This is a genomic window from Pantoea sp. 22096 (genome assembly GCF_052045955.1).
Classification (GTDB): domain Bacteria; phylum Pseudomonadota; class Gammaproteobacteria; order Enterobacterales; family Enterobacteriaceae; genus Pantoea; species Pantoea alfalfae.
Genome location: NZ_JBQEPW010000003.1, coordinates 231,804 through 256,171 on the forward strand (window position 1 = coordinate 231,804; position 24,368 = coordinate 256,171).

A 24,368-nucleotide genomic window follows, 5' to 3' on the forward strand; every position below is an offset into this window, starting at 1 on the left:
TGATAAAGCCAGGATAGCAGGGAATATGGTCAGAGGAGGAAAGCGTCCCGCGCCAGGGACAAAAACGCCCGTAGCCGGAACAACGCAACGCGTTGGTCCGGCTACGGGCGCACCTCAGGGATGAGGTGCGTCATCACGCGGGTAGAGCGCCCGGGGACTGGCTTGAGCGTCTTTCCGATCTGACCGTATTTCCTGTGCAGGCACGGTTTGGCAGCGGACCCGCTTTTGCCAGCTTCCTCGTCGGCCCCTTTCCGGGGCCGAACTTATTTCCGTCTAACGGCCATCACGCCACCGCTATTCCAGCCGGTAACTCGCCGCTTTCTCGCCGTTCACCCACAGCTCACGACGTTCACCCGCAGGCAGTAACAGCGCGATCTCCCGCCAGGCAGGCTGATAGTCGCCGCGTTTTTCCACCGTCAGGTCGATTCGGCTCGCGCTGCTGCACAACGTCCAGCTCAGCCACAACGCATTGCCCTGCTGCCAGCCATGGCTCTCACCATCATCGTCAAACATTTCGCCCTGAGTGGTTACACCTTCCGGTGCGGGCCATAACTGCCACTGCCGCACCCTGTCGCGTCGCGCATCGGTGGTGCTTTCGCATTCGCCCAGCGGGATAATCGCACCGGCTCGCACCAGCAAGGGCAGCCGATCCAGCGGCGCATCCAGCGTAACCGTTTCGCCGCCCGCAAACGCCCTGCCGCTGTGCCAGTCATACCAGCCGCCCTGGTTGCGTGGCAGATAGACTTCACGGCTGCGCGCGCCCTGCTCCACGACGCTGGCGACCAGCAGATCGCGTCCCAGCATGAAGTCATCACACGCCTGATACGTCCGTGGATCCTGCTCATGATCGAGGAAGGTCGGACGCAGCATCGGCTCATCTTCCGCGCTGGCCTGCCACGCGAGGTTATAGAGGTAAGGCATCAGACGATAGCGCAGGCGGATCGCTTCGCGGATCATTGGCGTGACCTCCGGGTACATCCACGGCTCGTTCACGGTGTGATCGTCATTCCACGAATGGATAGTAAAGCGCGGATGCATTACGCCATTCTGAACCCAGCGCACAAATAGTTCGGCATCCGGCTTATCACCCGAGAAGCCACCGACATCGTGTCCGACATTAAACAGCCCGGACAGGCTCATCCCCAGCCCCATGCGGATGTTGTAACGCAGAGTCTGCCAGCTGGTGCGGTTATCGCCGCTCCAGGTCTGCACATAACGCTGCATCCCGGCGCAGCCGGAGCGGGAGATCAGATAAGGACGTTTGTCTGGCGCAAACTGCTGCTGCGCTTCCATCGAGGCGCGCATCATCAGCAGCGGCATCACCGGCCGGATATGCTTGATGGCGATCGGCTGACCAAAACCGTGACAGCGCGCTTCGCCATCCCACACCTCATATTCGTTGTTATCGTTCCAGGTTGAATCAATGCCCTTCTCCAGCAGCTGCTGCGTGACATTTTCCTGCCACCAGCGCACCGCCTGCGGATGGGTGAAATCAAGGTGCGATCCCTCATCATCCCAGAACACCGAACGCTCCGGGCGATCCTGTTCCGAGTCACGAATAAATAGCCCCTGTGACGCCACTTCCTGGTAACGCGGGTGATCCTGCAGCAGACAGGGCTTGATGTTGGCCGCCAGCTTCATTCCGGCACGATGAAAGGCATCACTCAGCGCGTTGGGATTCGGAACTTTGTCGTAGTTCCAGTTGAAGACATAGCGTTTGTTATTGATCGAGGTGTAACCGGAAGAGAGCTGGAACGAGTCGCAGGGAATTTCATGCTCGCGACACAGGCGGATAAAGGATTGCAGCTGCTGCTGTGCGTCCGGCGCGTCGGTGTAGTGCATGGTAGAACCGCTGTAGCCCAGGCTCCACTTTGGCTGAAAAAGCGTGCGACCGGTCAGGCGCACAAAGGCTTTGGTGACATCAAGCAGCGTCGGCCCGAGCATCATGTAGTAATCGAGATCGCCCGCCTCGGCGCGGTAACGGCGATAAGGCAGATGGTAGTTATCCAGCTCATTCCCCAGATCGAGCCAGCTGCTGCTGAGGTTGTCATAAAACAGGCCAAAGCTGACGCCATCGCGCTGCGTCAGGGTAAACGGAATATGTTTATAGAGCGGATCGGTGCTGGCGGCGTTATAGCCCATCGCATCGAGATTACGCATCTCAAACCGCCGGTTAACGCGGTTCAGGTCGCCACTCTTCTCGCCCAGACCATACACCCGATCCTGCGGCTGACGACGCTGATAGTGCTCGACGCCGTCGCCGTGCGCATTGAGCAGATAGGCACCGGTATGACGATCGGCGGTCAGCGGCTGCCAGCTGACACCATCAAACTGCTCCCAGCTCAGGCAGAGCGGCTGATGCACCGTCACCCGCAACTGTGGTGTGCTGATGCGCAGCTGCTGCGCATCGTGATCCACCTGAAATGCGGGCAGCGTAAAGCCATCCAGCGCCTCGCGGTCACGTCCCTGCCAGGGCACATCATGCTCAGGCGCAATGCTCCAGGTGCGGTTCAGCGCCAGATCACCGTCGCGCTTCAGCAGCACACGCATCAGCTTCTCTTCCAGTACATAAAGTCGCAGGAAATGACGATCGTCGACCTTGAGTTCAACAAAGTGATCGGCCTGCTGATGCAGCGTCCAGTTCTTCAGGGTTTTCATCGCGATATCCTTATGGGTTAGCAGGGCGCTGGCGGCGTTCGGCGATCAGCATCACCAGGAAAACGGCACCAATCAGGTCAAAGATGCCCATCGCCACAAACAGCGGATTAAAGCCGATGGTATCGGCGGTCACACCAATAATCAGCGAGAAGATAAAGCTGGCGATCCAGGCGCAGGAGCCGCGCATGCCGTTGACTGTAGCCATCTGGCGGCGATCAAAACGCTCTACTACCAGCGCGCTCAGCATGCAGGAGATCACCTGATGACCGAAGCCGCCGACGGAGATCAGGGCGATCGCCAGCCAGGGATCTTTTACCAGCGTCATCAGCGCCAGTGAGACCATCAGCAGTGCGCCGGTCACCGAACTTGCAACAATGGAATTCACGCGGGTCATGCCAAACCAGCGCACATAGATTCGGGTCAGATAGCCGCTGGCAACGCTGCCGAGGTCGGCGGCCAGAAATGGCAGCCAGGCGAACATCACGATCTGTTTAAGATCCATGCCGCGCTCGTTGGCAAGATAGAGCGGTACCCAGAAGCTCAGCACCGCCCAGGCGGGTTCAGCCAGAAAGGCCGGAATGGCGATGCCGTAGAATTTCTTCTCTTTACCAATCACTTTCAGCGCAGTGAAGAACGGCAGCTTTTCACCGATCGCCTCGTTGTCCTGATTAATAAAAGCGCGTTCATCATCGGAAAGACGGGGATGGCTTTCTGGCGAGTGATAGCCCCACCACCAAAGTCCTACCCACAGCAGGCCCAGGCCGCCGGTCAGCAGAAATGCGCCCTGCCAGCCAAAGGTAATGTGGGCAACGTAGATAATCGGTGGCGCCAGCATCGCACCAATCGAAAAACCGACACCTGCCCAGCCCGCAGCGACCGGACGCTCCTTTTTCGGAAACCAGTCACCGATCGCTTTGGCGTTTGCGGGCGTAGCCGCCGCTTCGGAAGCCCCCATGACAAAACGCAGCAGCGCCAGATGCAGCCAGCTTCCCGCTCCGGCGTGCAGCAGACAGGTTACCGACCAGATCAGCGCGCAGATCAGGAAGCCCATCTTCAGTCCGATTACATCGATCAGCCAGCCGCAAATCGGCTGAAACAGGGTATAGGCGAGCTGAAATGCGGCTACGACCCACGAATACTGTTCGGTGGTCATGTTCAGACTGGTTTTCAGTTCCGGTGCCAGAATGCCGAGGGAATTACGGGTGATGTAGTTGACGGTTACACCCAGCAAAAACATTCCCAGCATCCACCAGCGTAAATTTTTAATCACGCGCACCGTGCGTGACGCACTGATGGGTTTGGTTGTTGATTCGAGGCTCATTGTGCCACTCCTGATTGCCATTGATGACGCACACCGCCTGCTGGCGTACCGCGTGTCCTTTTATCGAACTTAGAAAAGTGCGAAACGTGGGTACAGCCACTTTTTTGCAACAGTTTTCATGGCAGGCTGGATCCCGACAGAAAATGGCACTGAAAAGCTTATCTGACGCGATTCAGCAGACTATGAAAAATTTTTCATGAGCAGATTTGAAGGCGATCACAGAATGAAACAAAGGCTGAAAATCGGTGAGATTGCGGCGCTGAGCGGTGTCTCGATCAGTACGGTGTCGCGGGTGCTGGCGGGGAAAGCGAATACCCGACCCGCGACGCGGGACAAAGTGCTGGCCGTGGCGCAGCAGCAGGGCGTGCTGGATAACCTGCACAGCGGCCGCCTCCTGCTGAATAACCTGATGGTCTTCGCCCCGCCGCGCGCCTTTGACGTACGCAGTGACATTTTCTACTACAAGGTGATTCAGGGGATAAGCCAGGCGGTGGAGCCACATGAGGTGCGGCTGCGCTACTGTCCGCTGGAAGAGGTGGAAAGTGATGCCGCGCTGTTTATCGATAAGATGCAGCAGACCGAAGCCGCCCTGCTGATCGGCATTGATGATGAGCATATTCATCAGCTGGCGGCGGAGATGAACAAGCCCTGCGTGCTGATCAATGCCCTCGATCGCCGGATGCGCCTGCCTTCAGTCTCGCCGCATCATCAGCTGATTGGTGAATTCTCCGCGCGCTATCTGTTTGAGCAGGGACACCGCCAGATCCTGTCGCTGCACTGCCTGCGCCGCTATACCATGGAGCAGCGTCTTCAGGGGGTGCGCGACGCCTGGCACGCCATGAATCTGCGCTTCGACAGCCGCCAGCACCTGCTGACCCTGAACAGCTTCAGCAGCAATGAGGCGGCGGAACGGCTGGGTGACTATCTGCGCCACTGCCCTGACGCACTGCGTCCGACGGCGATTCTCGCCAGCGGGGATTACATCGCCGCTGGGGCGGTCACTGCGCTGGAGCAGGCCGGATTACGGGTGCCACAGGATATTTCAGTGATGAGCATGGATGGGTTTAACCTGGCCGCTATCCACGATATTCCGCTGACCTCGGTGCAGGTGCCACGTGATGAGCTGGGCGCAGCGGCAGTGAGAATGCTGCAGGAGATGCGGCTGAATCCCGGCACCCCCACCGGCAGCCTGCTGCTGAACGGCAGGCTGGTGGTGCGCGAGTCGGTGCGCCGTATCCGCGATAATCTCAGCCATGCGCCGGTTCAGCAGCATGGCCTTTATGATTAACCCGGCGCGGATTAACCCAGCGTTTTCAGCCGCAGCTCCGACGGCTGAGGTCGTCCGAACAGGAAGCCCTGAAACAGCGTACAGCCCTCATCGCGCAGCTTCGTGAACTGCTCATCGCTCTCCACGCCTTCAGCGGTAATCTGGATATCCAGACTGCGGCTCATGCCGGTAATCGCGCGGATTATCGCCAGCGCCTCGCGGCTGTCGCCCATATCGTTGATAAACGATTTGTCGATTTTGATTTTGTCGAATGGGAAGGAACGCAGATAGCTCAGCGACGAATAGCCGGTGCCAAAATCATCCAGCGCAATCTGTACGCCCAGCGCCTTGAGATTCTGCAGGGTACGGATATTCCCCAGCGAGTCATCCAGCAGCACCGATTCGGTGATCTCGACTTCCAGTCGCGCCGGATCGAGACCCGACTCTTTCAGCGCACCTTCAACCACCGGCACCAGCGAGCTGTTTTTAAACTGCAGCGGTGAGAGGTTGACCGAGACTGACTGCTCCCCTTCCCAGCTCGCCGCTTCACGACAGGCTTCATAGAGCGCAAAGGCTCCCAGCATATGAATCAGGCCGGTCTCTTCCGCAATCGGGATGAAGTCGTTGGGCATAATCAGCCCGCGGATAGGATGATGCCAGCGCATCAGCGCTTCATAGCCAATAATCGTGCGGTGATCGCCATTGGTAATAGGCTGATAGTAGAGCCGCAAATGCCCGCCGCTGATCGCATCGCGCAGATCGTTTTCAATCAGGCGTCGGCTGCGTGCCACATCATCCATCTCCAGCGTAAAGTGCTCATAGCGGTTGCGGCCATTACGTTTGGCTTCATACAGCGCCATATCCGCACAGCGCAACAGCTGCTCCGGCGTATTGGTGATGGTGGTGCTGAGTGCAATACCCACGCTCAGCCCGACCGACAGATTATGACCTTCAACGTTAACCGGCGGACGAATCGCCTCGATCAGACGCTGCGCCACAATGCTCGCCTCCTCACTGTTTGCTACCGAGGGCAGCACGATAGCGAACTCATCGCCACCAATGCGCGCCAGCGTATCCTGATCGCGCAGCGTGTTTCGCAGACGCTTAGCCACGCTGCGCAGCAGCTCATCGCCAATCTGATGGCCCAGCGCATCGTTCACATTTTTGAAGTTATCCAGATCAAGGCACAGCGCGGCGGTCTGGCGCTGCGTCTGGCTCGCAGTGCGCAACGCCTCACTCAGACGCTGGCGGAACAGCATGCGGTTCGGCAGGCTGGTCAGGTTGTCGTGGTGCGCCATATGGTGAATACGGGCATCGGCGGCGCGCTGGTCGGTGACATCTTCCACCAGCAGCATCAGGTAGTTGCGGCGCGCATCCTGACCATTAATCGCGGTGGCGCGGGTATGCAGAATGCGTTCGCCGCTGGCAGTCATAAGTAACTGCTCACGCTCATGCATGCCCTCACTGCGCAGTGCAACGTCCGCCAGATTGTTAAAATAGTCACTAAGCTCAGGCGACATGCATTCGTGCGGACGCTTGTTGACGATCAGTGCTTTCGACAGGCCAAACAGCTGCTGGGTGCGGTCATTCACCAGCAGGATCTCGCGGGTAATCGCATCTTCAACAATCACGCAGGAGGGAATGTTGGCAATGATGTTGTCCAGAAATTTAGACAAGGCGGTTTTCTGCGTGCTCTGCGCTTCGGCCAGATCACGGGCGCGCAGGATCTGCTGCTCCTGCTCACGGCCTTCCGTGCGGTCGCGGGTGATCTTGGCGAAACCGATCAGCTTACCGTCATCATCATGGATCGCGTCGATAACCACATGCGCCCAGAACGCGCTGCCATCTTTACGGTAGCGCCAGCCCTCATCTTCAAAACGACCGGTTTTCAGCGCGATACCGAGATTAGCTTCCGGTGTCCTGTTCAGCCGCTCCTGAGCACTGTAAAACAGCGAGAAGTGCTGACCGACCACTTCTTCCGCTTTGTAACCTTTGGCGCGCTGTGCGCCGGCATTCCAGTTCACAACCACGCCGTCGGTATCAAGCATATAGATGGCGTAATCCGTTACGCCCTCAACCAGCAGGCGAAAACGCTGCTCCTGCTCGCGCTGCTCGCTGCGGACACGCTGCTGTTCAGTGCAGTCACGGGTGATTTTGGCATAGCCCAGCAGCTTGCCCTGATCGTCACGGATCGTGTCGATCACCACATGTGCCCAGAACGCGCTGCCATCTTTGCGGTAGCGCCAGCCCTCATCTTCAAAACGGCCGGTGCGATAGGCAGTTTGCAGGTTCTGGCTGGGGATATGATTGAGTCGATCCTGTGCGCTGTAGAAACGGGAAAAATGCTGGCCGACAATCTCTTCCGCCACATAGCCTTTGGCCCGCTGTGCGCCGGCGTTCCAGTTCACTACGTTACCGTCCTGATCGAGCATGTAGATGGCGTAATCGGTGACGCCCTCCACCAGCAGGCGGAAACGCATCTCCTGCTCCCGCTCTTTGCGCTGCTGCTCCTGCTGCCGGGTGCAGTCACGGCAGACCGCAGCAAATCCAATCAGCTGAGCGGTCTCGTCGCGGATGGGATAGATGACCACGTGTGCCCAGAAGCTGCTGCCATCTTTACGGCAGCGCCAGCCTTCGTTTTCGTAACGTCCGGTGGTGGCGGCGATATCGAGTTCGCGCTGCGGCTGACCGCGACGGCGATCCTCTTCGTTGTAAAACAGGGCGGCGTGCTGTCCAATAATTTCGTCTGGCCTGTAACCAAGGACGTGCAGACCCCCGCCGTTCCAGCTGGCGACAGTTCCGTCCGGTTTAAGCATGGTGATCGCATAGTCGATCACGCTTTGTACCAGCATGCGATACATGACATCAGAGTTATTATCCATTGTTATTTGCCTGCTGCTCGGGAGCCCGGTAAAGGCTTAGGAATGTTCTTAATCGCGAGCCGGGACTAAAGCGGAAAAGGTCTGCGAAGACAAGCGTATTAAGAAGAATAACTAATCTTATCAGGGGAGTTATCGGCAGCGGCGAGCAAATGTTCAATGGTGTAATGATTGGGATAAGCGCCTGAGCTCAGGCGTTCAGGCAGGTTTTACAGTCAGCAAGGTCAGAGCGCGAGGCTGGCTCGCGCTTAATCATTTCGCGACAGAAACGGCGTTTACAGGTCCATCTGTTGCTGTAAATGCATCGCGGCAATCGGCTGCCAGATTTCGGTTAACGCGCCCTCTTTGCCGGTAAACGGGTCCTGGGTCGGCAACGGCACTTTTTTCACCTGCTCCTGCGCCATCTTCAGCTTCGCGGGTTCGTCGCGCAGCGTCTCAGGCGACATGCCACGCGGATAGGCACCGATCACCATAAAATCGTCGCTGGCACTGACCTGACGATGACCGACACCCGCCGGGATCAGCACCGCATCGCCTGCGCGCAGGGTGACCATCCGGCCACTGTCGCCGCCAAACAGCACTTCCGCCCAGCCTTCCGCAACGCCGAGCAGTTCATGGGTGTTGGGATGGAAGTGGGTATAGGGGAAAATCGGATAGCGCCAGGCGGGTGGCCAGCCGTTTTCGTCGAACGTTTTCTTAAACCACGCTGCGATCTCCTCCTCTTCCGGCACCACGCGCGGCCAGATAATCAGAGGTAACGGGTTATTAGGTACGCCACCCGACGGAATGGCGAGCATCAGATGCTGAGGATTATCAGAGGCCCCGGCCGAAAAAGTACCTGCGGCAAAGGACATCATTAACATCAGACTGGAGGATGAGGCACGCATACAGGTTCTCCGCTTTTTTTATAAGTGTGGCAAACCCGCGGCACAATGCAATGTGCGCCGGACGACACAACTGAGATAATTGACTGATATTGCTGACTAAAGCCAAATGTGTCGCTAACAATAGGGCGAGACCGTGCCTGTACGGCGGCAGATAGCGGTTCTTACTGCGGTAAAGTGTTGCAAAATGTCAGGCGGCCCGGCACGCAGATACGGCAGCCCGATGCCAGGGCAGTCTTTTGATAAACTGTTATACAAAAATCGCACAAATCTGTTTCTGATATGCTTGACTGTTATCTGTTGTAATAGCTAACAGATGACAGTGAGGTAACCAATGGACGCTATTAAACAAATCCTGATTGACGAGATCGCCACGCTTAACCGCGAAGAACGTCGCGACAACCTGCCGCGCTTTAGCCTCTCGTTTCTGAAGAACCATCCCGGCCTCTGGGCAGTTATGTATCTCTGCTACGGCCTGTGCGTGGCGCTGATATTCACCACCGAGATGCTCGGCTGGCCCGCCTTCTGGTTTGCCACCGCATTTGTGCTGGTAATGAGCGTGCTGATGCTGCTCGATATCAACCCGAAATATCGCTTTGAAGATATTGATGCGCTCGATCTGCGTGTCTGCTACAACGGTGAGTGGTATTACGTTCAGCCGGTGCGCGAACAGGCTATCTCACGCATTCTGTCGCTGCCTGAAACACCGGAACGGGTAAAAAGCGGTATCCAGCGTCTGCTGACGCAAAAAGGGGAAGTGGACTTTTATGATGTCTACTACCTGACCTGGGGCCACCAGGAAGCGGCGCGCGTCTAATCCGCCTGCGGTTCCGCCATTAACTGACCCAGCGTCGCTATTGCCGCCTCGGCCCGACTATCCCACGGCCAGGCGGTATTCAGTCTGAAGCAGTGACTGAACTGCTCTCCTGCCGAAAACAACTGCCCCGGTGCAATACTGATCCCCTGAGCCAGCGCCTGCTGGTAGAGCCGGGTAGTGTTGATGCTGTCCGGCAACGTCACCCAGAGAAAATAGCCGCCGCGCGCTTCGCTGACCGTAGCCTGAGGCGGCAGCACCTTCAGCAGTGCCTGACGCACCATCTGCTGTCGCTTCGCCAGTATCTGTCGCAGCCGCTTCAGATGGGTGTCGTAACGCCGCGTGGCAAGAAAATCGGCCAGCGCCAGCTGCATCGGTGCGCTGGTTGAGAGCGTGCTCATCAGCTGCAGTCGCTGAATGCGCTGCGCATGCTGTCCCGCCGCCACCCAGCCGACGCGAAAACCCGCCACCAGCGACTTGGAAAAGGAGCCACAGTGCAACACGTTTCCCTGCCGATCCCAGGCCTTGGCGGGCAGCGGCGCAGCCTCACCCGCCCAGAGTTCAGCATAAACATCATCTTCAATCATCGGCACCTGATAACGCGTCAGCAGCGCCACCAGTTGCTGTTTGCGCTCCGGCGTTAACGTTACGCTCAGCGGATTCTGCAATGTTGTCATCAACCAGCAGGCTTTTACCGGCCAGCGTTGCAGCGCCTCCTCCAGCTGGATGAGATCGATGCCCTGCTTTGCATCGACCGGAATCGCCAGCGCCTTGAGCTTGAGCCGCTCAATCGCCTGTAGCGCGCCATAAAAACTCGGTTGCTCAATCACCACATAGTCGCCCGGCTCGGTCAGGGATTGCAGGCTGAGGTTCAGCGCCTCCAGCGCCCCGCTGGTGATGACAATTTCATCCGGCGACAGGGTGATGCCCTGACGCGCATAGCGCTGCGCCAGCAGCTGTCGCAGCGTGGCGTTGCCGGGCGGCAGATTGTGCAGCGCATCGGTTGGAGTCAGATGATGAGAGACGTTCGCCAGTGAACGCATCAGCTGACGCTGCGGAAAGAGTGCCGGATCGGGGAACGCGGAGCCAAACGGCACGATGGCGGGATCGCGCGTGGCCTGTAGTACATCAAACACAAAGTCGTTGATATCGACCTGCTCGCTGATCGCCACGCTGAGCGGTGCGGGCGCTAAGGCGCGCGGTGCCACATAGTAACCTGACTGTGGACGCGAGACGATCCAGCCCTGACTCTCCAGCAGTTCATAGGCATGCAGCACCGTCATCAGGCTAACACCCTGCTGCGCGACCTGCTGACGCAGCGACGGTAAACGGGTGCCGGGCAGCCAGATGCCGGCCTCGATCTGCTGCTGAATCTCATCCATCAAACGCTGGTATTTCGCCACGGGTCGCCTCTCCTTGTTTACCGCGAGTAGTCTGACCGCGAGACTTTACCACGCACGGCAGCCAATGACAGGCGGCGCGCATCGCTTATCGTACTGATTACGCTGATTCAGCTCTGATCAGGTGCTTCAGATTACCGCCACCTGCGGCGTCAGTGGCTGATCGGCTTCAGCAATCGGGCTCACGTTTGCCATCGCCTCTTCCGTTTCCGCCACCACAAAGTTAGCCAGATTCGGCACTCGCTCAGGGGGAACCGGCTTGCCCAGCAAATAGCCCTGTAGCGTATTGCAGCCCAGGCTGGTCAGAAAGGCCTGCTGCTCAGCGGTTTCAACACCTTCAGCCACCACTTTCAGCTGCAGCGACTGCGCCAGCGCCACAATCGCCGACACGATGGTGGCATCTTCTTTCTGATGCTGCAGCTCATTAACAAAGGCCCGGTCAATCTTAAGCTCACTGGCCGGCAGGCGTTTCAGATAGAGCAGGCTGGAGTAGCCGGTGCCAAAGTCATCAATTGAAGCTTTCACGCCGAGCTGGGTCAGCTCGGTGAGAATACGCACGCTCTCATCGGGATCGCGCATCGCAGTGGTCTCGGTCACTTCCAGCGTCAGCAGTTCGGCCGGAATCTGATGTTTTGTCAGCGCATCCACCACCGTCTCCACCAGATTCGATTGCTCAAACTGCAGTGCCGACAGGTTCACCGCTACCGACCAGTCCGGATGGCCCTGCAGATGCCACTGGCGCAGCTGACGACAGGCTTCATGGATCACCCAGTTGCCGATGTTGACAATCATGCCGGTCTTTTCCGCCATCGGCAGGAATTTATCGGGCGACAACAGGCCGCGCTTCGGATGTTCCCAGCGCAGTAACGCCTCAAAACCGAGGATCGGGCCGCGCGGCGCACAATATTTTGGCTGATAGAACAGGCGCAGTTCGTCGTTATCCAGCGCATGCCAGAGATCGTTATTCAGCTGAAGCTGGCTCTGCGCCTGGATGTTCATAGAAGGCTGGAAGAAGGTGTAGCCGTTACGGCCATTATTTTTAGTGTGGTACATCGCTGCATCGGCGTTGAACATCAGTTCCCGCTCATCCACGCCATCGCCGGGATAGACGGCGATACCAAGACTCAGTGAGACCACCAGTTCGTAGCGTGAGATATTAAACGGACGCCCTGTTGCTTTAACCAGCTTATCAGCAATGGCCGCGGCATCGTTGGGATCGTCGATCTCCACCAGCAGCACAAACTCATCCCCGCCGAGCCGTGCCAGCGTGTAGTAGCCGGTCATCTGCTGACTCATCCGCTCGGTCACCCCGACCAGCAGACTGTCGCCGATGTGATGTCCGAAGGCGTCGTTAACTGCCTTAAACCCATCGAGATCCATAAACATCAGGGCAAACTGCGCCTGCTCACGGTTCGCTTTATTGATCGCCTGCTCCAGTCGATCTTCCAGCAGGATGCGGTTCGGCAACCGGGTCAGGTTGTCGTGCAGCGCCAGCTGAGCCAGCTCGCGATTCGCATCAGCCAGCGAACTGGCGAGAATCGAGGTACGCGCCTGCATCCGCGCATCCAGCATTGAGACCAGCAGGGTAATGCCCAGGATGGAGATGGTGACTACCGTGACCAGAATCGCCAGCCAGTTGCTGTTAACGCCCTGCCCGACCGGATGGCTGTGGACGGGAAACTCTGCCGCCATCATGCCGGTATAGTGCATGCCTGCAATCGCACAGCCCATGACCACAGAGGCGCCAATACGCAGCAGCGTGACCCGGCTGGTCTGCCCCTCACGCAGGTTAAACGCCAGCCACAGCGCCGCGCCCGAAGCGGCCAGAGCAATCGCCACCGACAGCGCCACCCAGCCCCATTGCCAGACGATACCGGGCGAGAACATCAGCGCCGCCATGCCGGTGTAGTGCATCGCCGCGACACCACTGCCGAGGATCAGCGCGCCGCCCGCCAGACGCGGCAAAGGCATATCCCCATTGCAGACCAGCCACAGTGCAAATATCGACGCGCAGACGGCGATGGCGGCGGAGAAAGCGGTGAGTCCGGCGTTGTAGCTCATGACCATCTCCATGTTCATCGACAGCATGCCAATAAAGTGCATTGCCCAGATGCCAATGCCCATGGAGAAACCACCGCCGAACAGCCAGACCAGCGCCACTTTGCCGGTAGAATGTACGACCCGTCCCGCCATATCTAAAGCGGTAAACGAAGCCAGCATCGCCACAAGAACGGAGACGATGACGATAAAAGTGTCGTATGAGGTCGCTAACATTGTGCATTCCCGCGAAAGCCGTGCTGGTGGTAGGGCAGAGGTTTTTTAAAATGTGTATTAGTTATCGGCATAGACCGGCAGTTAATGAGCCGCGCACCCTGCATCCTTTCCACTCATTCTGAGTGATGAAATCTATCGTCAGCCTCAGCCAGATACCGACGCCACTGGCTGTCGCAGTGCAGGAATACTGAACGCCTCAACCCGATCCGGAGGTGTGGGTTTGCCCAGCAGATACCCCTGCAATGCATCAAAGCCCAGGCTGGTGAGCAGATGCTGCTGCTCTTCAGTCTCAACCCCTTCCGCCACCATGCGCAGGTTGAGACTCTGCGCCAGTGTCAGCATGGCGCTGACTACGGTCGCATCTTCACTGCCAGGTCGCAGACAGTTGATAAAGCTGCGATCAATCTTGAGTTCACTGGCATCCAGGTCTTTAAGATGTAACAGGTTGGCATAGCCAATGCCAAAGTTATCAATGGCGACGCTGACGCCCGCCTGTTGCAACTCACGAATCCGCTGCTGGCTGAAAGCGGGGTCGCGCATGGCAATCGCTTCGGTAATCTCCAGCATCAGCGCACTGCCTGAAAGCTGGTAACGCGCCAGCGTCTCGTTCAGCGTGCTGAGCAGATCACGCTGATGGAACTGCAATGCCGAGAGGTTCACCGAGACCGTCCACTCGCCGTGGCCCTGGCTGTGCCAGATCCTTAACTGACGGCATGCTTCCCCGATGACCCAGTTTCCCAGCGCTACAATCTGGCCGGTTTTTTCAGCGCGTGGCAGAAACAGCTCAGGCGTCAGCAGACCGCGCTGCGGATGCTGCCAGCGCAGCAGCGCCTCAAACCCCATCAGGCGTGTGCCGCCGGAACGGAATTTGGGCTGATAGAACAGCCGCATCTGCTGGCGATCGATCGCTTCCCATAAATCGTTGGCCAGCTCCAGCTGATGCTGCGTTGCCGCGCTCATAGCAGGTTCAAACAGGCACCAGCCGTTTCGTCCACTGTGTTTGGTGTGGTACATCGCCGCGTCGGCATTAAACAGCAGCTCCTGCCGGTTGCGACCATGCAGTGGAAAGATTGCAATACCTGCACTAAGTGAAACGTGCAGTACATAGCGGTCAAGTTCAAACGGCGTACCGATCACTTTAACCAGTTTTTGCGCCAGCTGCTGGGCCGGGTTGATGTCACACTCCGCCATCAGCACAAACTCATCCCCGCCCAGCCGCACCAGCAGCATAGTGTTACTGAGCTGACTGCGCAGCCGTTCCGCCACCGCCACCAGTAACCGGTCACCGACATGATGCCCCCAGGTGTCATTGACCGCTTTGAAGCCATCCAGATCCATATAAATCACGGCAAAGCGATCTTCATTCAGCAGCGCCTGTTTGATGGCGAGATCAAGCTGCTGCTCCAGCATCACCCGGTTGGGCAGCGCGGTCAGGTTGTCATGCATCGCCAGCTGACGCAGCTCCTGGTTAGCGCGATTGAGCCGGGTTGCCAGCCGCGCGGCACGCATCTGAGCGTCCAGCATCGAACTCAGCAGAGTGATCCCCAGAATAATTAACGTAATCAGCGTGACCCATACCGCCAGTCCCGGATTACTGACGCCATACGGCTGCATTATGCTGCCGTGGCGGAACACCGCCGCCGCCATCCCCACATAGTGCATGCCCGCAATCGCGATCGCCATCACCAGTGAGGCCAGCCCACGCATCAGCAGCAGATGATGGTCACCCTGCCGCAGATGAAACGCCAGCCACAGCGCCACGCCTGAGGCCGCCAACGCAATCAGCACAGAGAGCGTCACCAGCAGCCTGTTCCACTCAGGTTGGGGATTAATCAGCAGAGCATACATACCGAGATAGTGCATCACTACCACACCCACGCCCAGGATCAGCGTACCGCGCAGCAGCCGCTGACGGGTGAGATGTAAACCGCTCACCGTCTGGCTGAAAGCACATATTGACGCCAGGATCGCCACCAGCAGCGAGAGGATCGTCAGCCGCGTGTCATAGCGCATCGTCATCGGCATCATCATCGCCAGCATCCCGATAAAATGCATTGCCCAGATGCCAATCCCCATTGTCGTGCCGCCCACCAGCAGCCAGAACCGCGCGCTCCAGCCATGGGAGACCGCCACCCGTCCGGCGGTATCCAGCGCTGTAAAAGAGGCAATAAACGCCACGATCAGCGAAACGCAGATCAGAACGCCATTCCAGGTGACAAGCAACATGTGCAACTCCTCACCACCTGCAGAAAAACAGGTGCTGTATAAAGTCAGAAAAGTAATCTTAAAAACACCCAACGGGTGAAAGTTAATAAACTCCGGTATTTCCTGACCCTGAAGACCGGGCAAAAAAGGCCCACGAACGCAGGCCATTAATGACCTGCATCTTATTTCCCGCCTGCTGAGTCTGCGGGTAAATCGTTATTATGTCTGATTGGTACAGGAACATATCACCGAAGCTGAAAGCAGGCCAGAGGCCGAAAAAACAAAGATGTTTGTTTTGCCGCCTCGCTTTTATGCCTTGCTGTAACTGGGTTATCGGCCAGAGAGGCCATTTGATTAACGAAAATTAAACGGCAGCGCTTCGCCTAACGCTTTAACTGATCTATAGTAAGTAAAACTGATATAAATCATAATCCTTAAGTCTAAGATTTTTCTTAAGACTGCGGCGCTGCCCGCCTTATTGTTTTTATTTCCTTACTTTGGGTTGAATCGTTAATAAACACCGGGTGAAAAAGCACTGACTCTCGATAATCCGTAAGGAAATATTATGAAACTCAAGCTTTTTCTGTTTGCCGCTGCAGGATTAACAGTTGCTGTTCCATCATTAACCCAGGCGGCGACGACCTCGGGAACCATCAATGCCACGTTAACGCTAACTACCGGTTGCCTGGTAAATGGTCAGTCAGCCACGGCGGGCGTTAACTTCGGTACCCTGAACTTTGGTAGCAGTGCTGCCACCTTTGATACCCTGAACGCCACCCTGGTCGGTGCAGCCGGTAACGGTATTTTTGTGCGCTGCACCACCGGTCAGGACTACAACGTGGTGGTCACCAGCAGCAATGCTGCGCCAGCCACTATCTATGGCACCGCCTCAACGTCGCCGCGTTATCTGATACTGGGATCGAATAATGCGCAGGGCATCGCCTATACCCTTTACAGTGACGCCTCCTTTACCACGGCGATCGCCAACAATACGCCTATCGCCGCCAGCGGTACCACCGATCCGACGCTGGGGACCAACTACGCCATCTATGGCCGGGTGGTCGGCGGCGGTTTTAACCCCCTGATCCCTGCCGGAACCTATACCGACACGATTAACGTTGCCGTGAACTATTAACTGCTGTCGCAGGTAAATACGGGTGGTTCTCTGGCGATCCTGCCTGACGATCGCATGCGGTCTGCTCCTGCTGACAGGGAGTATCAGCGCCTGGAGTCTGCCTACCAGCACCTTTCAGGTTACCGCGTCGATTGTGGCAGGCTGCGTGATATCCGGTACCAATACCGGCGTCTTTGGCACGCTTAATTTCGGTACGCAGTCTGGCGTGGCGGCGAATACCGTCAACGCCAGCTATCTGCAGAGCACCTCGATTAATCTCGCCTGTACGCCAGGCACCACGCTGAGCATGAGCATTAATCAGGGCAACAATTTCACCACGACCCGTAACCTGAAGCTGCCCAATTTCAGCAATACCGTTCCCTACACGCTCTTTAGCAACGCCAGCCGCACCACGGTGATCCCGGTCAATCAGGCGGTGCCGTTGAGTTATAGCAATGCCAATAACATTACGCTGCCGATCTACGGTCAGCTACAACTGCCCGGCACTGCGCGCGCCGGCGTTTATACCGACACGCTGACCGTCACCCTGAGCTGGTGAGGTGATAGAAAACAAGGATATGATCATGAAGCCACTGCGCGCTCTGTTGCTGCTGCTAAGTTCCACCCTGCTCTCCCCGGCCTTCGCCGCGAATTCGGTCATGATCTGGCCCATCGATCCCGCCATTAATCCTGAAGAGAAAGCCAGCGAACTCTGGCTGGAGAATCGCGGTAGCAGCACCACCATGATGCAGATCCGCGTCTTCAGCTGGCAGCAGAACAATGGCCAGGAGCAGTATCAGACTCAGCAGCAGGTGGTCGCCAGCCCGCCGATGGTGCGGATGGAACCGGGCCAGAAACAGCTGGTCAGGCTGATTAAACAGACGCCGCCTGCGGCCGGTAAAGAGCTGGCCTATCGGGTGGTGCTGGATGAGATCCCGACCCCGCGTAATCCCGGCGAGAATCAGGCCGGGCTGACCTTCCAGATGCGCTATTCGGTGCCGCTGTTTGTTTATGGCGCCGGGCTGAACACAGACAGCGCTCGCCCGGCTCTGCGCTGGCAACAGATTAGCGAGGGCGGCAGGCGCTGGCTCCAGTTAACCAACAGTGGCAGCGGTCACGCCCGGTTGAGCAATGTGGCGATTGGCGGTCGCAAACTGGGCGAAGGATTATACGGGTATGTGCTGGCTGACAGCTATCACCGCTGGCCGCTCTCCTCGCCGGTAAGCGGCGAGCTCACCGCAGAGGTTAACAAGAGCCCGTGGCGCAGCGCCGCCAATAAGTAAGCGCTGAATGAGACCGTTTTCCCTGCATCCCTGCGGGCTGGCCGTGGCCAGCGTGATTTACGCCCTTACGCCGGATCCTGTGCTGGCGGAGACTTACTCATCCCTGCCCCCGCCACCCAGCCTGCAGACCAGCGGCAGCGGTCAGCGTTATATGCTGGAGCTGGTGATTAATCAGCAGGAGAACGGCAATATTGTGCCGGTAGAGCAGCGCGACGGTCATTTCTGGATTCGCAGCGGCGATCTGCAGCGTGCCGGCCTGCCAGCGGATAAGCTGGGCCAGCAGCCGCAGGTCGATGTCAGCAGGCTGCAACCCATCAAAGTGGAGTATGACGCTGCGCGACAGCGTCTGCTGCTGACCGTACCGCCTGAATGGCTGCCCGGTCAGGTCATTGGCGAGGCGAAGAACGGGCCCCGCTATCCGGGCCGTACCAGCAGCGGCGCGCTGATTAATTATGATCTTTACGCCAGCCGCACGGATAACAGTGGCTCCCGCCTGTCCGCCTGGAACGAACTGCGGCTGTTTGGTGATGCCGGTCATTTCTCCACTAACGGCGTCTGGCAACAGCAGCTGGAAGGCAGTACGACTTATCAGGATGATGGCTATATCCGCTACGACACCTGGTGGAGCAATGAAGATGAGAACACGGCGGTAAGCTGGCGGGTCGGGGATCTGATCACCGATTCGCTGGCCTGGAGCAGCAGTGTGCGGCTCGGCGGCATCCGCGTCGGCCGCGACTTCAGCGTCCGTCCCGATCTGGTAACCTATCCGCTGCCCGCCTTTTCCGGTCAGGCCGCCGTGCCTTCCACCGTCGATCTCTTTATCAACGGCTATCGTTCCAGCCAGGCAAACGTGCAGCCTGGCCCCTGGTCGATGACCAATGTGCCGTTTGTTAACGGCGCGGGTGATGCCGTGATCACCACCACCGATGCGGTTGGCCGCCGCGTCACCACCACCATGCCGTTTTACGTCTCCAGTAACCTGCTGAAATCGGGGCTGTCGGACTACGCCTTCTCTGCCGGGGCAATCCGCGAAAACTACGGCATAAAGAATTTCGATTATGGTGAGGCCGCGGCCAGTGGCTCTTATCGTTACGGTATGACCGACTGGCTGACGCTGGAGAGCCACGCCGAAGGCAGCGAAACGCTGGCAATGGGTGGGCTGGGTGGTCAGCTGCGCGTCGGCAGTTGGGGCGTGGTCAACGGCGCGGTGGCGCAAAGTCAGCTCGATGGGGAGAGCGGCAGGCAATATAGCTGGGGATATCAGTACAACAACCGCTGGTTCAACATCGGCACGCAGCAGACCCAGCGCAGCAGCGACTTCGGCAATCTGGCGCTGGTCGGCAGCCGTGCCGGTAGTCAGGCGGATAGCCGCTACGCACTCTCACGCCGCAGTGCGCAGTACAGCGCCAGCGTCTCGCTGAATCGCTTTGGCAGCGTTGGTGCCGCCTTCATCGACATCACCGACGGTCAGGGCGATCGCACCCGGCTATGGAACCTTTCGTGGAGTAAAAATCTTTGGGGTAACAGCAGTCTGTATGTCTCGGCCAGCCGCGATCAGGAAGAGAAGAGCTGGACCGGTGCCATCTCGCTGGTGATCCCGTTTGGCGAACAGGGCAGCGTTGCCCTCAGCACCGAACGCGATCAGCGTGGCCGCGACAGTCAGCGCGTTTATGCCTCCAGCGCCATGCCCAGCGACGGCGGGTTCGCCTGGGATGCCTCGTGGGCGAATCAGAGCGGAGACAGCGGCGATTATCGTCAGGGCAGTCTGCGCTATCGCAACAACCAGATTGATACCTCAGCGGGCTTCTATGGCGATGATGACAACCTCACGCAATGGGCCGATCTCTCGGGTGCGCTGGTGTTAATGGATAACAGCGTCTTTGCCGCTAACGCCATCAACGACGCCTTTGTGCTGGTGAAAACAAGCTATCCCGACGTGAACGTGCGCTATGAAAATCAGTCGATGGGACGCACCAATCAACAGGGCTATCTGCTGGTGCCCGCCATCAGCAGCTATTACCCGGCCAAATATGATATCGACACCCTCGACCTGCCGGCAGATATGACCACGCCGCGGGTTGAGCAGCGCTTTGCGGTGAAACGCCAGAGCGGCTACCTCCTCAACTTCCCGGTGGAGAAACTGCGCGCCGCCAGCGTAATCCTGGTTGATGCGCAGGGCCAGCCGCTGCCGGTCTCAAGCCTTGTACAGCGGCCTGACCATCCCACCGGATATGTCGGCTGGGATGGTATCGTCTGGATGGAAGATCTTACCGCCAGCAACCCGATCGAAGTGGTGACGCCCGATGGTCGCCGCTGCGAAACCCAACTGCATATCGCCAGCGGTCAGCCGCAGGCGCTGAAAACCTATGGCCCCCTGACCTGCGCGCTGCCGGCTCCAGTTGCAGGTAGCGCCGCCGCGCCTGCTGAACCTTTTACGTCCGGAAACCCACTATGATGAGATCTCTGTTACTGGCTGGTCTGCTGCTGTTACTGCCATCGCTGGGTTACGCAGCCTGTACCCTGCCCGCCTCCACAGCGAGCTTTGGTTCGGTCACCACCTTTGTAGCGAATACCACCGTCAGTTCGGTCACCACCAACGCCAACGTCAACTGTGGCTCCGGCTCGTCGCTGTCGCTGCTAGGCAATAACCAGATAACCTTTCAGCTGACCGGCGCAACCAATAGCAACGGCACGCGCGGTACGCTGAAACGCAGCGGTGATACCGGCAGTGATAATGTGCCGGTGCGGCTCTGCACCGACACGGCCTGCGCTACTGAACTGACGATTGGCGGCACGCCGTTTGTCTATGGTTCGCAGACCCTGATCAACCTGGCGGGCTTGCTGGGCAGCCTTAACTTCGCCATCCCGGTCTATCTGCGCACCGTTCCCGGACAGGTGGTCGCCGCCGGAACCTATCAGGTGACGCTGAACATGGCGGTGACCTATCGCATCTGCACCAGCGTCGGGGTGGGCAATCTCTGCTTAAGTGAGCAGACCGGTAGCGGCGTAATTCCGATTAACATCACCGCTATCCTGACCAATGACTGTACGACGATCACCTCGCCCAATATCAGCTTTGGCAGCGCGCCGCTGGTCGGCAGCTTCTCCGCCGTCTCGCAGACCATCAACGTATTGTGCAGCAAAGGCAGCACCTATACCGTCGGGCTGAGCAATGGCAGCTATGCGGCGGGTAGCGTCAGGAATATGGCAAGCGGCGCGAATCGGCTGAGCTATGAAATTTATAAAAGTACCACCAGCAATCGCTGGGGATCGGCAGGCACGGAACGCTGGAGCAGTACCACCTCGACGGCGGTATCCACGGATGGACTGACGCGCGGCTTTAACTACACCGCGCGCATCCTGACCACGCAGAACACGCCGCCTGCCGGTAACTACAGCGACAGCGTGGTGGTCGATTTGTCATTTTAGAGTGAAGCACTGACCGGCGTAGCGCTGTGACGGGTCTGATACTGCTTCACCATCCGGCCAATCAGCAACGTGCCGATCAACCCACAGACTGCGGCAAAGGTCAGCCAGACGCCCGGCATCGCTTTGTCACCGGTTGCATGGATCAGATAGCTGGAGATGGCAGGCGTGAAACCGCCAAACAGCGCCGTCGCCAGGCTATAGGCCATGGAGAAACCGGCGGCGCGCACCTCAGCAGGCATAATCTCCGCCAGATAGACCACCATCGCACCGTTGTAGCTGGCATAAAGAAACGACAGCCACAGTTCCGCTTCCAGCAGATGAGCGAAGCTGGCCGATCCCACCAGCCAATGCAGTACCGGCCAGGTAGTCACAATCATCAGCAGGGTAAAGGTGATCAGCAGCGGGCGACGACCGACGCGATCCGACAGCGCGCCCATCAGCGGTAGCCAGAAGAGGTTTGAGACACCGACGCAGAGGGTGACCAGAAACGCCTGTTTGTCGCTCATCATCAGCACGGTTTTACCAAAGGTCGGGGTAAAGGCAGTGATCATGTAGAACATCACCGTGGTGGTGACCACCATCAGCATACCCGCCAGCACCAGCGCCCAGTTACTGGCAACTGAGCGCATGATTTCCGTCATGCTCGGGTGATGTTTACGTTTGCTGAACGCTTCGGTCTCCTCCAGCATCCGGCGGATGTAGAACAGGAATGGCACAATCAGACAGCCGACCACAAACGGGATACGCCAGCCCCACTCCGTCACCGCCTCTTTCGCCAGCAGATGATTCAGCATCAGGCCCAGCAGCGCGGCAAAAATAACCGCAATCTGCTGACTGCCCGACTGCCAGCTGACGAAAAAGCCTTTACGACCTTTCGGCGCGACTTCCGCCAGATAGACCGACACGCCACCCAGCTCGACGCCTGCCGAGAAGCCCTGCAACAGGCGTCCCAGCAGGATCAGAATCGGTGCCGCCGCGCCCAGCGTGGCGTAGCCTGGCACCAGCGCAATGGTCAGGGTACCCATCGCCATCAGGCCCAGCGTCAGCAACAAGCCTTTACGACGACCGTGATGGTCGATGTAGGCACCCAGAATGATCGCCCCCAGCGGGCGCATCAGGAAACCAGCACCAAAGGTCATCAGGGTGAGCATCAGGGAAGCAAACGGGTCATCACCGGGAAAGAAAGTTTTGGCAATGGCGGTGGCGTAATAGCCAAACACCATAAAATCGTACATCTCCAGAAAGTTACCACTGGTGACGTTAAAGATGGTTCGGGCCGCACTTTTCGGCGGCTTTTGTAAAGACGGGGTGTGACTCATAACGGCTTCCTGTTGTTTTTTAGCCGTTTTAGCCTGACTAAGGCGAGATTAATGTGACCTGGCTCACCATTGCACTTTACAATTCTGTGTACATGAGTAACAACCAATTAACAATTCAAATCAGGCAGCATAAATGATCTGCCTGGCCGCCGATCTGCCTGATTTTATCTGGCTGAAGCGCCGCCATAAAAAAGGCGACCTTAACAGTCGCCTTTTCATTTTGCCGGATAACCCGCTATTTCTTCACAGTTTCCATGCCCATCAGACCAATTTTCAGGTAGCCCGCCGTGCGCAGCTTATCCATCACGCTCATCAGCGTTTCATAATCTACCGACTTGTCTGCCTGGAAGAAAATGGTGGTCTCTTTGTTGCCCTGCGTCTGGCTGGTCAGCACGTTAACCAGCGAATCCGGCGTGACCTGATCGTTACCCACGTAAAGCTGCTTATCCGCTTTAATCGACAGATAGACCGGCTTTTCCGGCCGCGGTTGCGGCGCGCTGGTGGACGCGGGCAGATTAACGCGCACATCAACCGTGGCCAGTGGCGCGGCCACCATAAAGATGATCAACAGCACCAGCATGACGTCGATAAACGGCGTCACGTTGATCTCATGCATTTCACCATCGGTTTCCAGATCGTCGTTTAATCGCATGGCCATAACAACTTACCCTAAGCGCAGTTTCTGGGCGGTCGCAGGACGCGGAACTTCTTTGGCAACGGTGCCCAGGTCGATATCACGACTCTGCAGCAGCATCACCTGAGCAGCGACATCCCCCAGCGAGGCTTTGTAGTTGGCGATCATGCGGGCAAAAACGTTATAGATGACGACGGCCGGGATCGCAGCGACCAGGCCAATCGCAGTCGCCAGCAGCGCTTCGGCAATACCCGGTGCCACCACCGCAAGGTTAGTGGTCTGGGTTTTCGCGATGCCGATAAAGCTGTTCATGATGCCCCAGACGGTGCCAAACAGGCCGATAAAGGGTGCGACAGACCCGATAGTCGCCAGGAAGCCATTGCCCCGTCCTGCATGGCGGCTGAAGGCGGCGACACGGCGCTCAAGACGGAAACTGGTGCGATCTTTAATGCCGTTGGTATCTTCCACACCCGCCGACAGTTCAAGTTCATTTTGCGCATCGTTCAGCAGCACCACACTGTGGCTGTGCCCGGTAAACGACTGGGCAATGCGGGCGGCGTCATTCAGATTGCGGGCTTCGCCCAGTGCCAGTTGCTCACGCTTAAGGCGACGCTTAGCCGCGCTAAGTTCGGCATATTTGCCGAAGAAGATCGCCCAGGTCACCACTGAGGCCAATAACAGGCCAATCATGACCACCTTTACCACGATATCGGCATGTTGATACATGCCCCAAACGGAGAGGTCCGTTTGCATCAAATCACTGGCTACCACGCTGCTTCTCCAACTTCTGATTCAGGGATGCGAAACAAGCGCAAATAATAGCAAAACGGTGGCGAATTGATAGTAGTTCTCATTAGTATTTACAAAGCTGATCTGCGCTATTGACC

General features: G+C 57.8%; 17 protein-coding genes. 7 read left to right on the forward strand and 10 right to left on the reverse strand.

Translation table 11 applies throughout. From position 1 onward, the window contains the following. Positions 1-294: 294 nt before the first annotated feature. Both ACTJKZ_RS13780 and ACTJKZ_RS13785 read right to left on the reverse strand, forming a co-directional pair. Complete coding sequence (locus ACTJKZ_RS13780; protein WP_440829731.1) at positions 295-2,658, reverse strand: TIM-barrel domain-containing protein; 2,364 nt, start codon at positions 2,656-2,658, stop codon at positions 295-297. A gap of 10 nt (positions 2,659-2,668) precedes the next feature. After that, positions 2,669-3,979 (reverse strand): MFS transporter, encoded by a 1,311-nt coding sequence (locus tag ACTJKZ_RS13785; protein WP_440829732.1) that lies wholly within the window; start codon positions 3,977-3,979, stop codon positions 2,669-2,671. Between the two features lie 223 nt (positions 3,980-4,202). Here ACTJKZ_RS13785 and ACTJKZ_RS13790 point away from each other — a divergent pair, with 223 nt between their 5' ends. Continuing rightward, the gene (locus ACTJKZ_RS13790; RefSeq protein ID WP_161732715.1) at positions 4,203-5,267 is read left to right on the forward strand and encodes a LacI family DNA-binding transcriptional regulator; all 1,065 of its coding nucleotides are present in this window, start codon (positions 4,203-4,205) and stop codon (positions 5,265-5,267) included. An 11-nt stretch (positions 5,268-5,278) separates the two neighbouring features. Here the strand turns inward: ACTJKZ_RS13790 and ACTJKZ_RS13795 are convergent, their stop codons facing one another. Beyond that, positions 5,279-8,128 carry a bifunctional diguanylate cyclase/phosphodiesterase gene (locus ACTJKZ_RS13795; protein ID WP_161732717.1) on the reverse strand — a complete coding sequence of 950 codons (2,850 nt, stop codon included), beginning with the start codon at positions 8,126-8,128 and terminating at the stop codon, positions 5,279-5,281. Between the two features lie 272 nt (positions 8,129-8,400). Next, positions 8,401-9,012 (reverse strand): cupin domain-containing protein, encoded by a 612-nt coding sequence (locus tag ACTJKZ_RS13800; RefSeq protein WP_440829733.1) that lies wholly within the window; start codon positions 9,010-9,012, stop codon positions 8,401-8,403. A gap of 331 nt (positions 9,013-9,343) precedes the next feature. On the opposite strand from ACTJKZ_RS13800, the gene ACTJKZ_RS13805 reads away from it, so the two are divergent. Then, positions 9,344-9,826, forward strand: a complete 483-nt coding sequence (locus ACTJKZ_RS13805; protein WP_013359026.1) for a YlaC family protein — start codon at positions 9,344-9,346, stop codon at positions 9,824-9,826. Here ACTJKZ_RS13805 and ACTJKZ_RS13810 read toward each other — a convergent pair. The 3 genes from ACTJKZ_RS13810 to ACTJKZ_RS13820 all read right to left on the reverse strand — a co-directional run bounded on the left by ACTJKZ_RS13810 (position 9,823) and on the right by ACTJKZ_RS13820 (position 15,723). After that, the gene (locus ACTJKZ_RS13810) at positions 9,823-11,226 is read right to left on the reverse strand and encodes an aminotransferase-like domain-containing protein (protein WP_161732723.1); all 1,404 of its coding nucleotides are present in this window, start codon (positions 11,224-11,226) and stop codon (positions 9,823-9,825) included. The two genes, ACTJKZ_RS13805 and ACTJKZ_RS13810, sit on opposite strands and share 4 nt — an antisense overlap. A 126-nt stretch (positions 11,227-11,352) precedes the next feature. Further along, positions 11,353-13,497 (reverse strand): putative bifunctional diguanylate cyclase/phosphodiesterase, encoded by a 2,145-nt coding sequence (locus tag ACTJKZ_RS13815; RefSeq protein WP_161732725.1) that lies wholly within the window; start codon positions 13,495-13,497, stop codon positions 11,353-11,355. A gap of 144 nt (positions 13,498-13,641) precedes the next feature. Then, the gene (locus tag ACTJKZ_RS13820; RefSeq protein WP_440829734.1) at positions 13,642-15,723 is read right to left on the reverse strand and encodes a putative bifunctional diguanylate cyclase/phosphodiesterase; all 2,082 of its coding nucleotides are present in this window, start codon (positions 15,721-15,723) and stop codon (positions 13,642-13,644) included. A gap of 544 nt (positions 15,724-16,267) precedes the next feature. On the opposite strand from ACTJKZ_RS13820, the gene ACTJKZ_RS13825 reads away from it, so the two are divergent. Genes ACTJKZ_RS13825 through ACTJKZ_RS13845 form a run of 5 tightly spaced genes read left to right on the forward strand, consistent with a single transcriptional unit; the run spans position 16,268 to position 21,528 of the window. After that, entirely contained in the window at positions 16,268-16,837 is a 570-nt protein-coding gene (locus ACTJKZ_RS13825; protein WP_161735041.1) for a spore coat protein U domain-containing protein, read from the forward strand. 22 nt (positions 16,838-16,859) lie between these two features. Continuing rightward, positions 16,860-17,375 (forward strand): Csu type fimbrial protein, encoded by a 516-nt coding sequence (locus ACTJKZ_RS13830; RefSeq protein WP_161735038.1) that lies wholly within the window; start codon positions 16,860-16,862, stop codon positions 17,373-17,375. A 25-nt stretch (positions 17,376-17,400) separates the two neighbouring features. Beyond that, positions 17,401-18,099 carry a fimbrial biogenesis chaperone gene (locus ACTJKZ_RS13835; RefSeq protein ID WP_440829735.1) on the forward strand — a complete coding sequence of 233 codons (699 nt, stop codon included), beginning with the start codon at positions 17,401-17,403 and terminating at the stop codon, positions 18,097-18,099. A 7-nt stretch (positions 18,100-18,106) separates the two neighbouring features. Beyond that, positions 18,107-20,554 carry a fimbria/pilus outer membrane usher protein gene (locus ACTJKZ_RS13840; protein ID WP_440829736.1) on the forward strand — a complete coding sequence of 816 codons (2,448 nt, stop codon included), beginning with the start codon at positions 18,107-18,109 and terminating at the stop codon, positions 20,552-20,554. Then, on the forward strand, positions 20,551-21,528 hold the full coding sequence (locus ACTJKZ_RS13845) for a Csu type fimbrial protein (protein WP_161735024.1): 978 nt from the start codon (positions 20,551-20,553) through the stop codon (positions 21,526-21,528). The genes ACTJKZ_RS13840 and ACTJKZ_RS13845 overlap by 4 nt, the downstream gene beginning before the upstream one ends. Here the strand turns inward: ACTJKZ_RS13845 and ACTJKZ_RS13850 are convergent. The 3 genes from ACTJKZ_RS13850 to exbB form a co-directional block, all read right to left on the reverse strand. Next, a complete protein-coding gene (locus ACTJKZ_RS13850; protein WP_440829737.1) occupies positions 21,525-22,847 on the reverse strand; it encodes an MFS transporter in 1,323 nt (440 codons plus the stop codon). The two genes, ACTJKZ_RS13845 and ACTJKZ_RS13850, sit on opposite strands and share 4 nt — an antisense overlap. A gap of 235 nt (positions 22,848-23,082) precedes the next feature. Next, entirely contained in the window at positions 23,083-23,505 is a 423-nt protein-coding gene (exbD, locus tag ACTJKZ_RS13855) for a TonB system transport protein ExbD (RefSeq protein ID WP_013359036.1), read from the reverse strand. A gap of 6 nt (positions 23,506-23,511) precedes the next feature. Beyond that, on the reverse strand, positions 23,512-24,234 hold the full coding sequence (gene exbB / locus ACTJKZ_RS13860) for a tol-pal system-associated acyl-CoA thioesterase (protein WP_222924979.1): 723 nt from the start codon (positions 24,232-24,234) through the stop codon (positions 23,512-23,514). Positions 24,235-24,368: the final 134 nt, after the last annotated feature.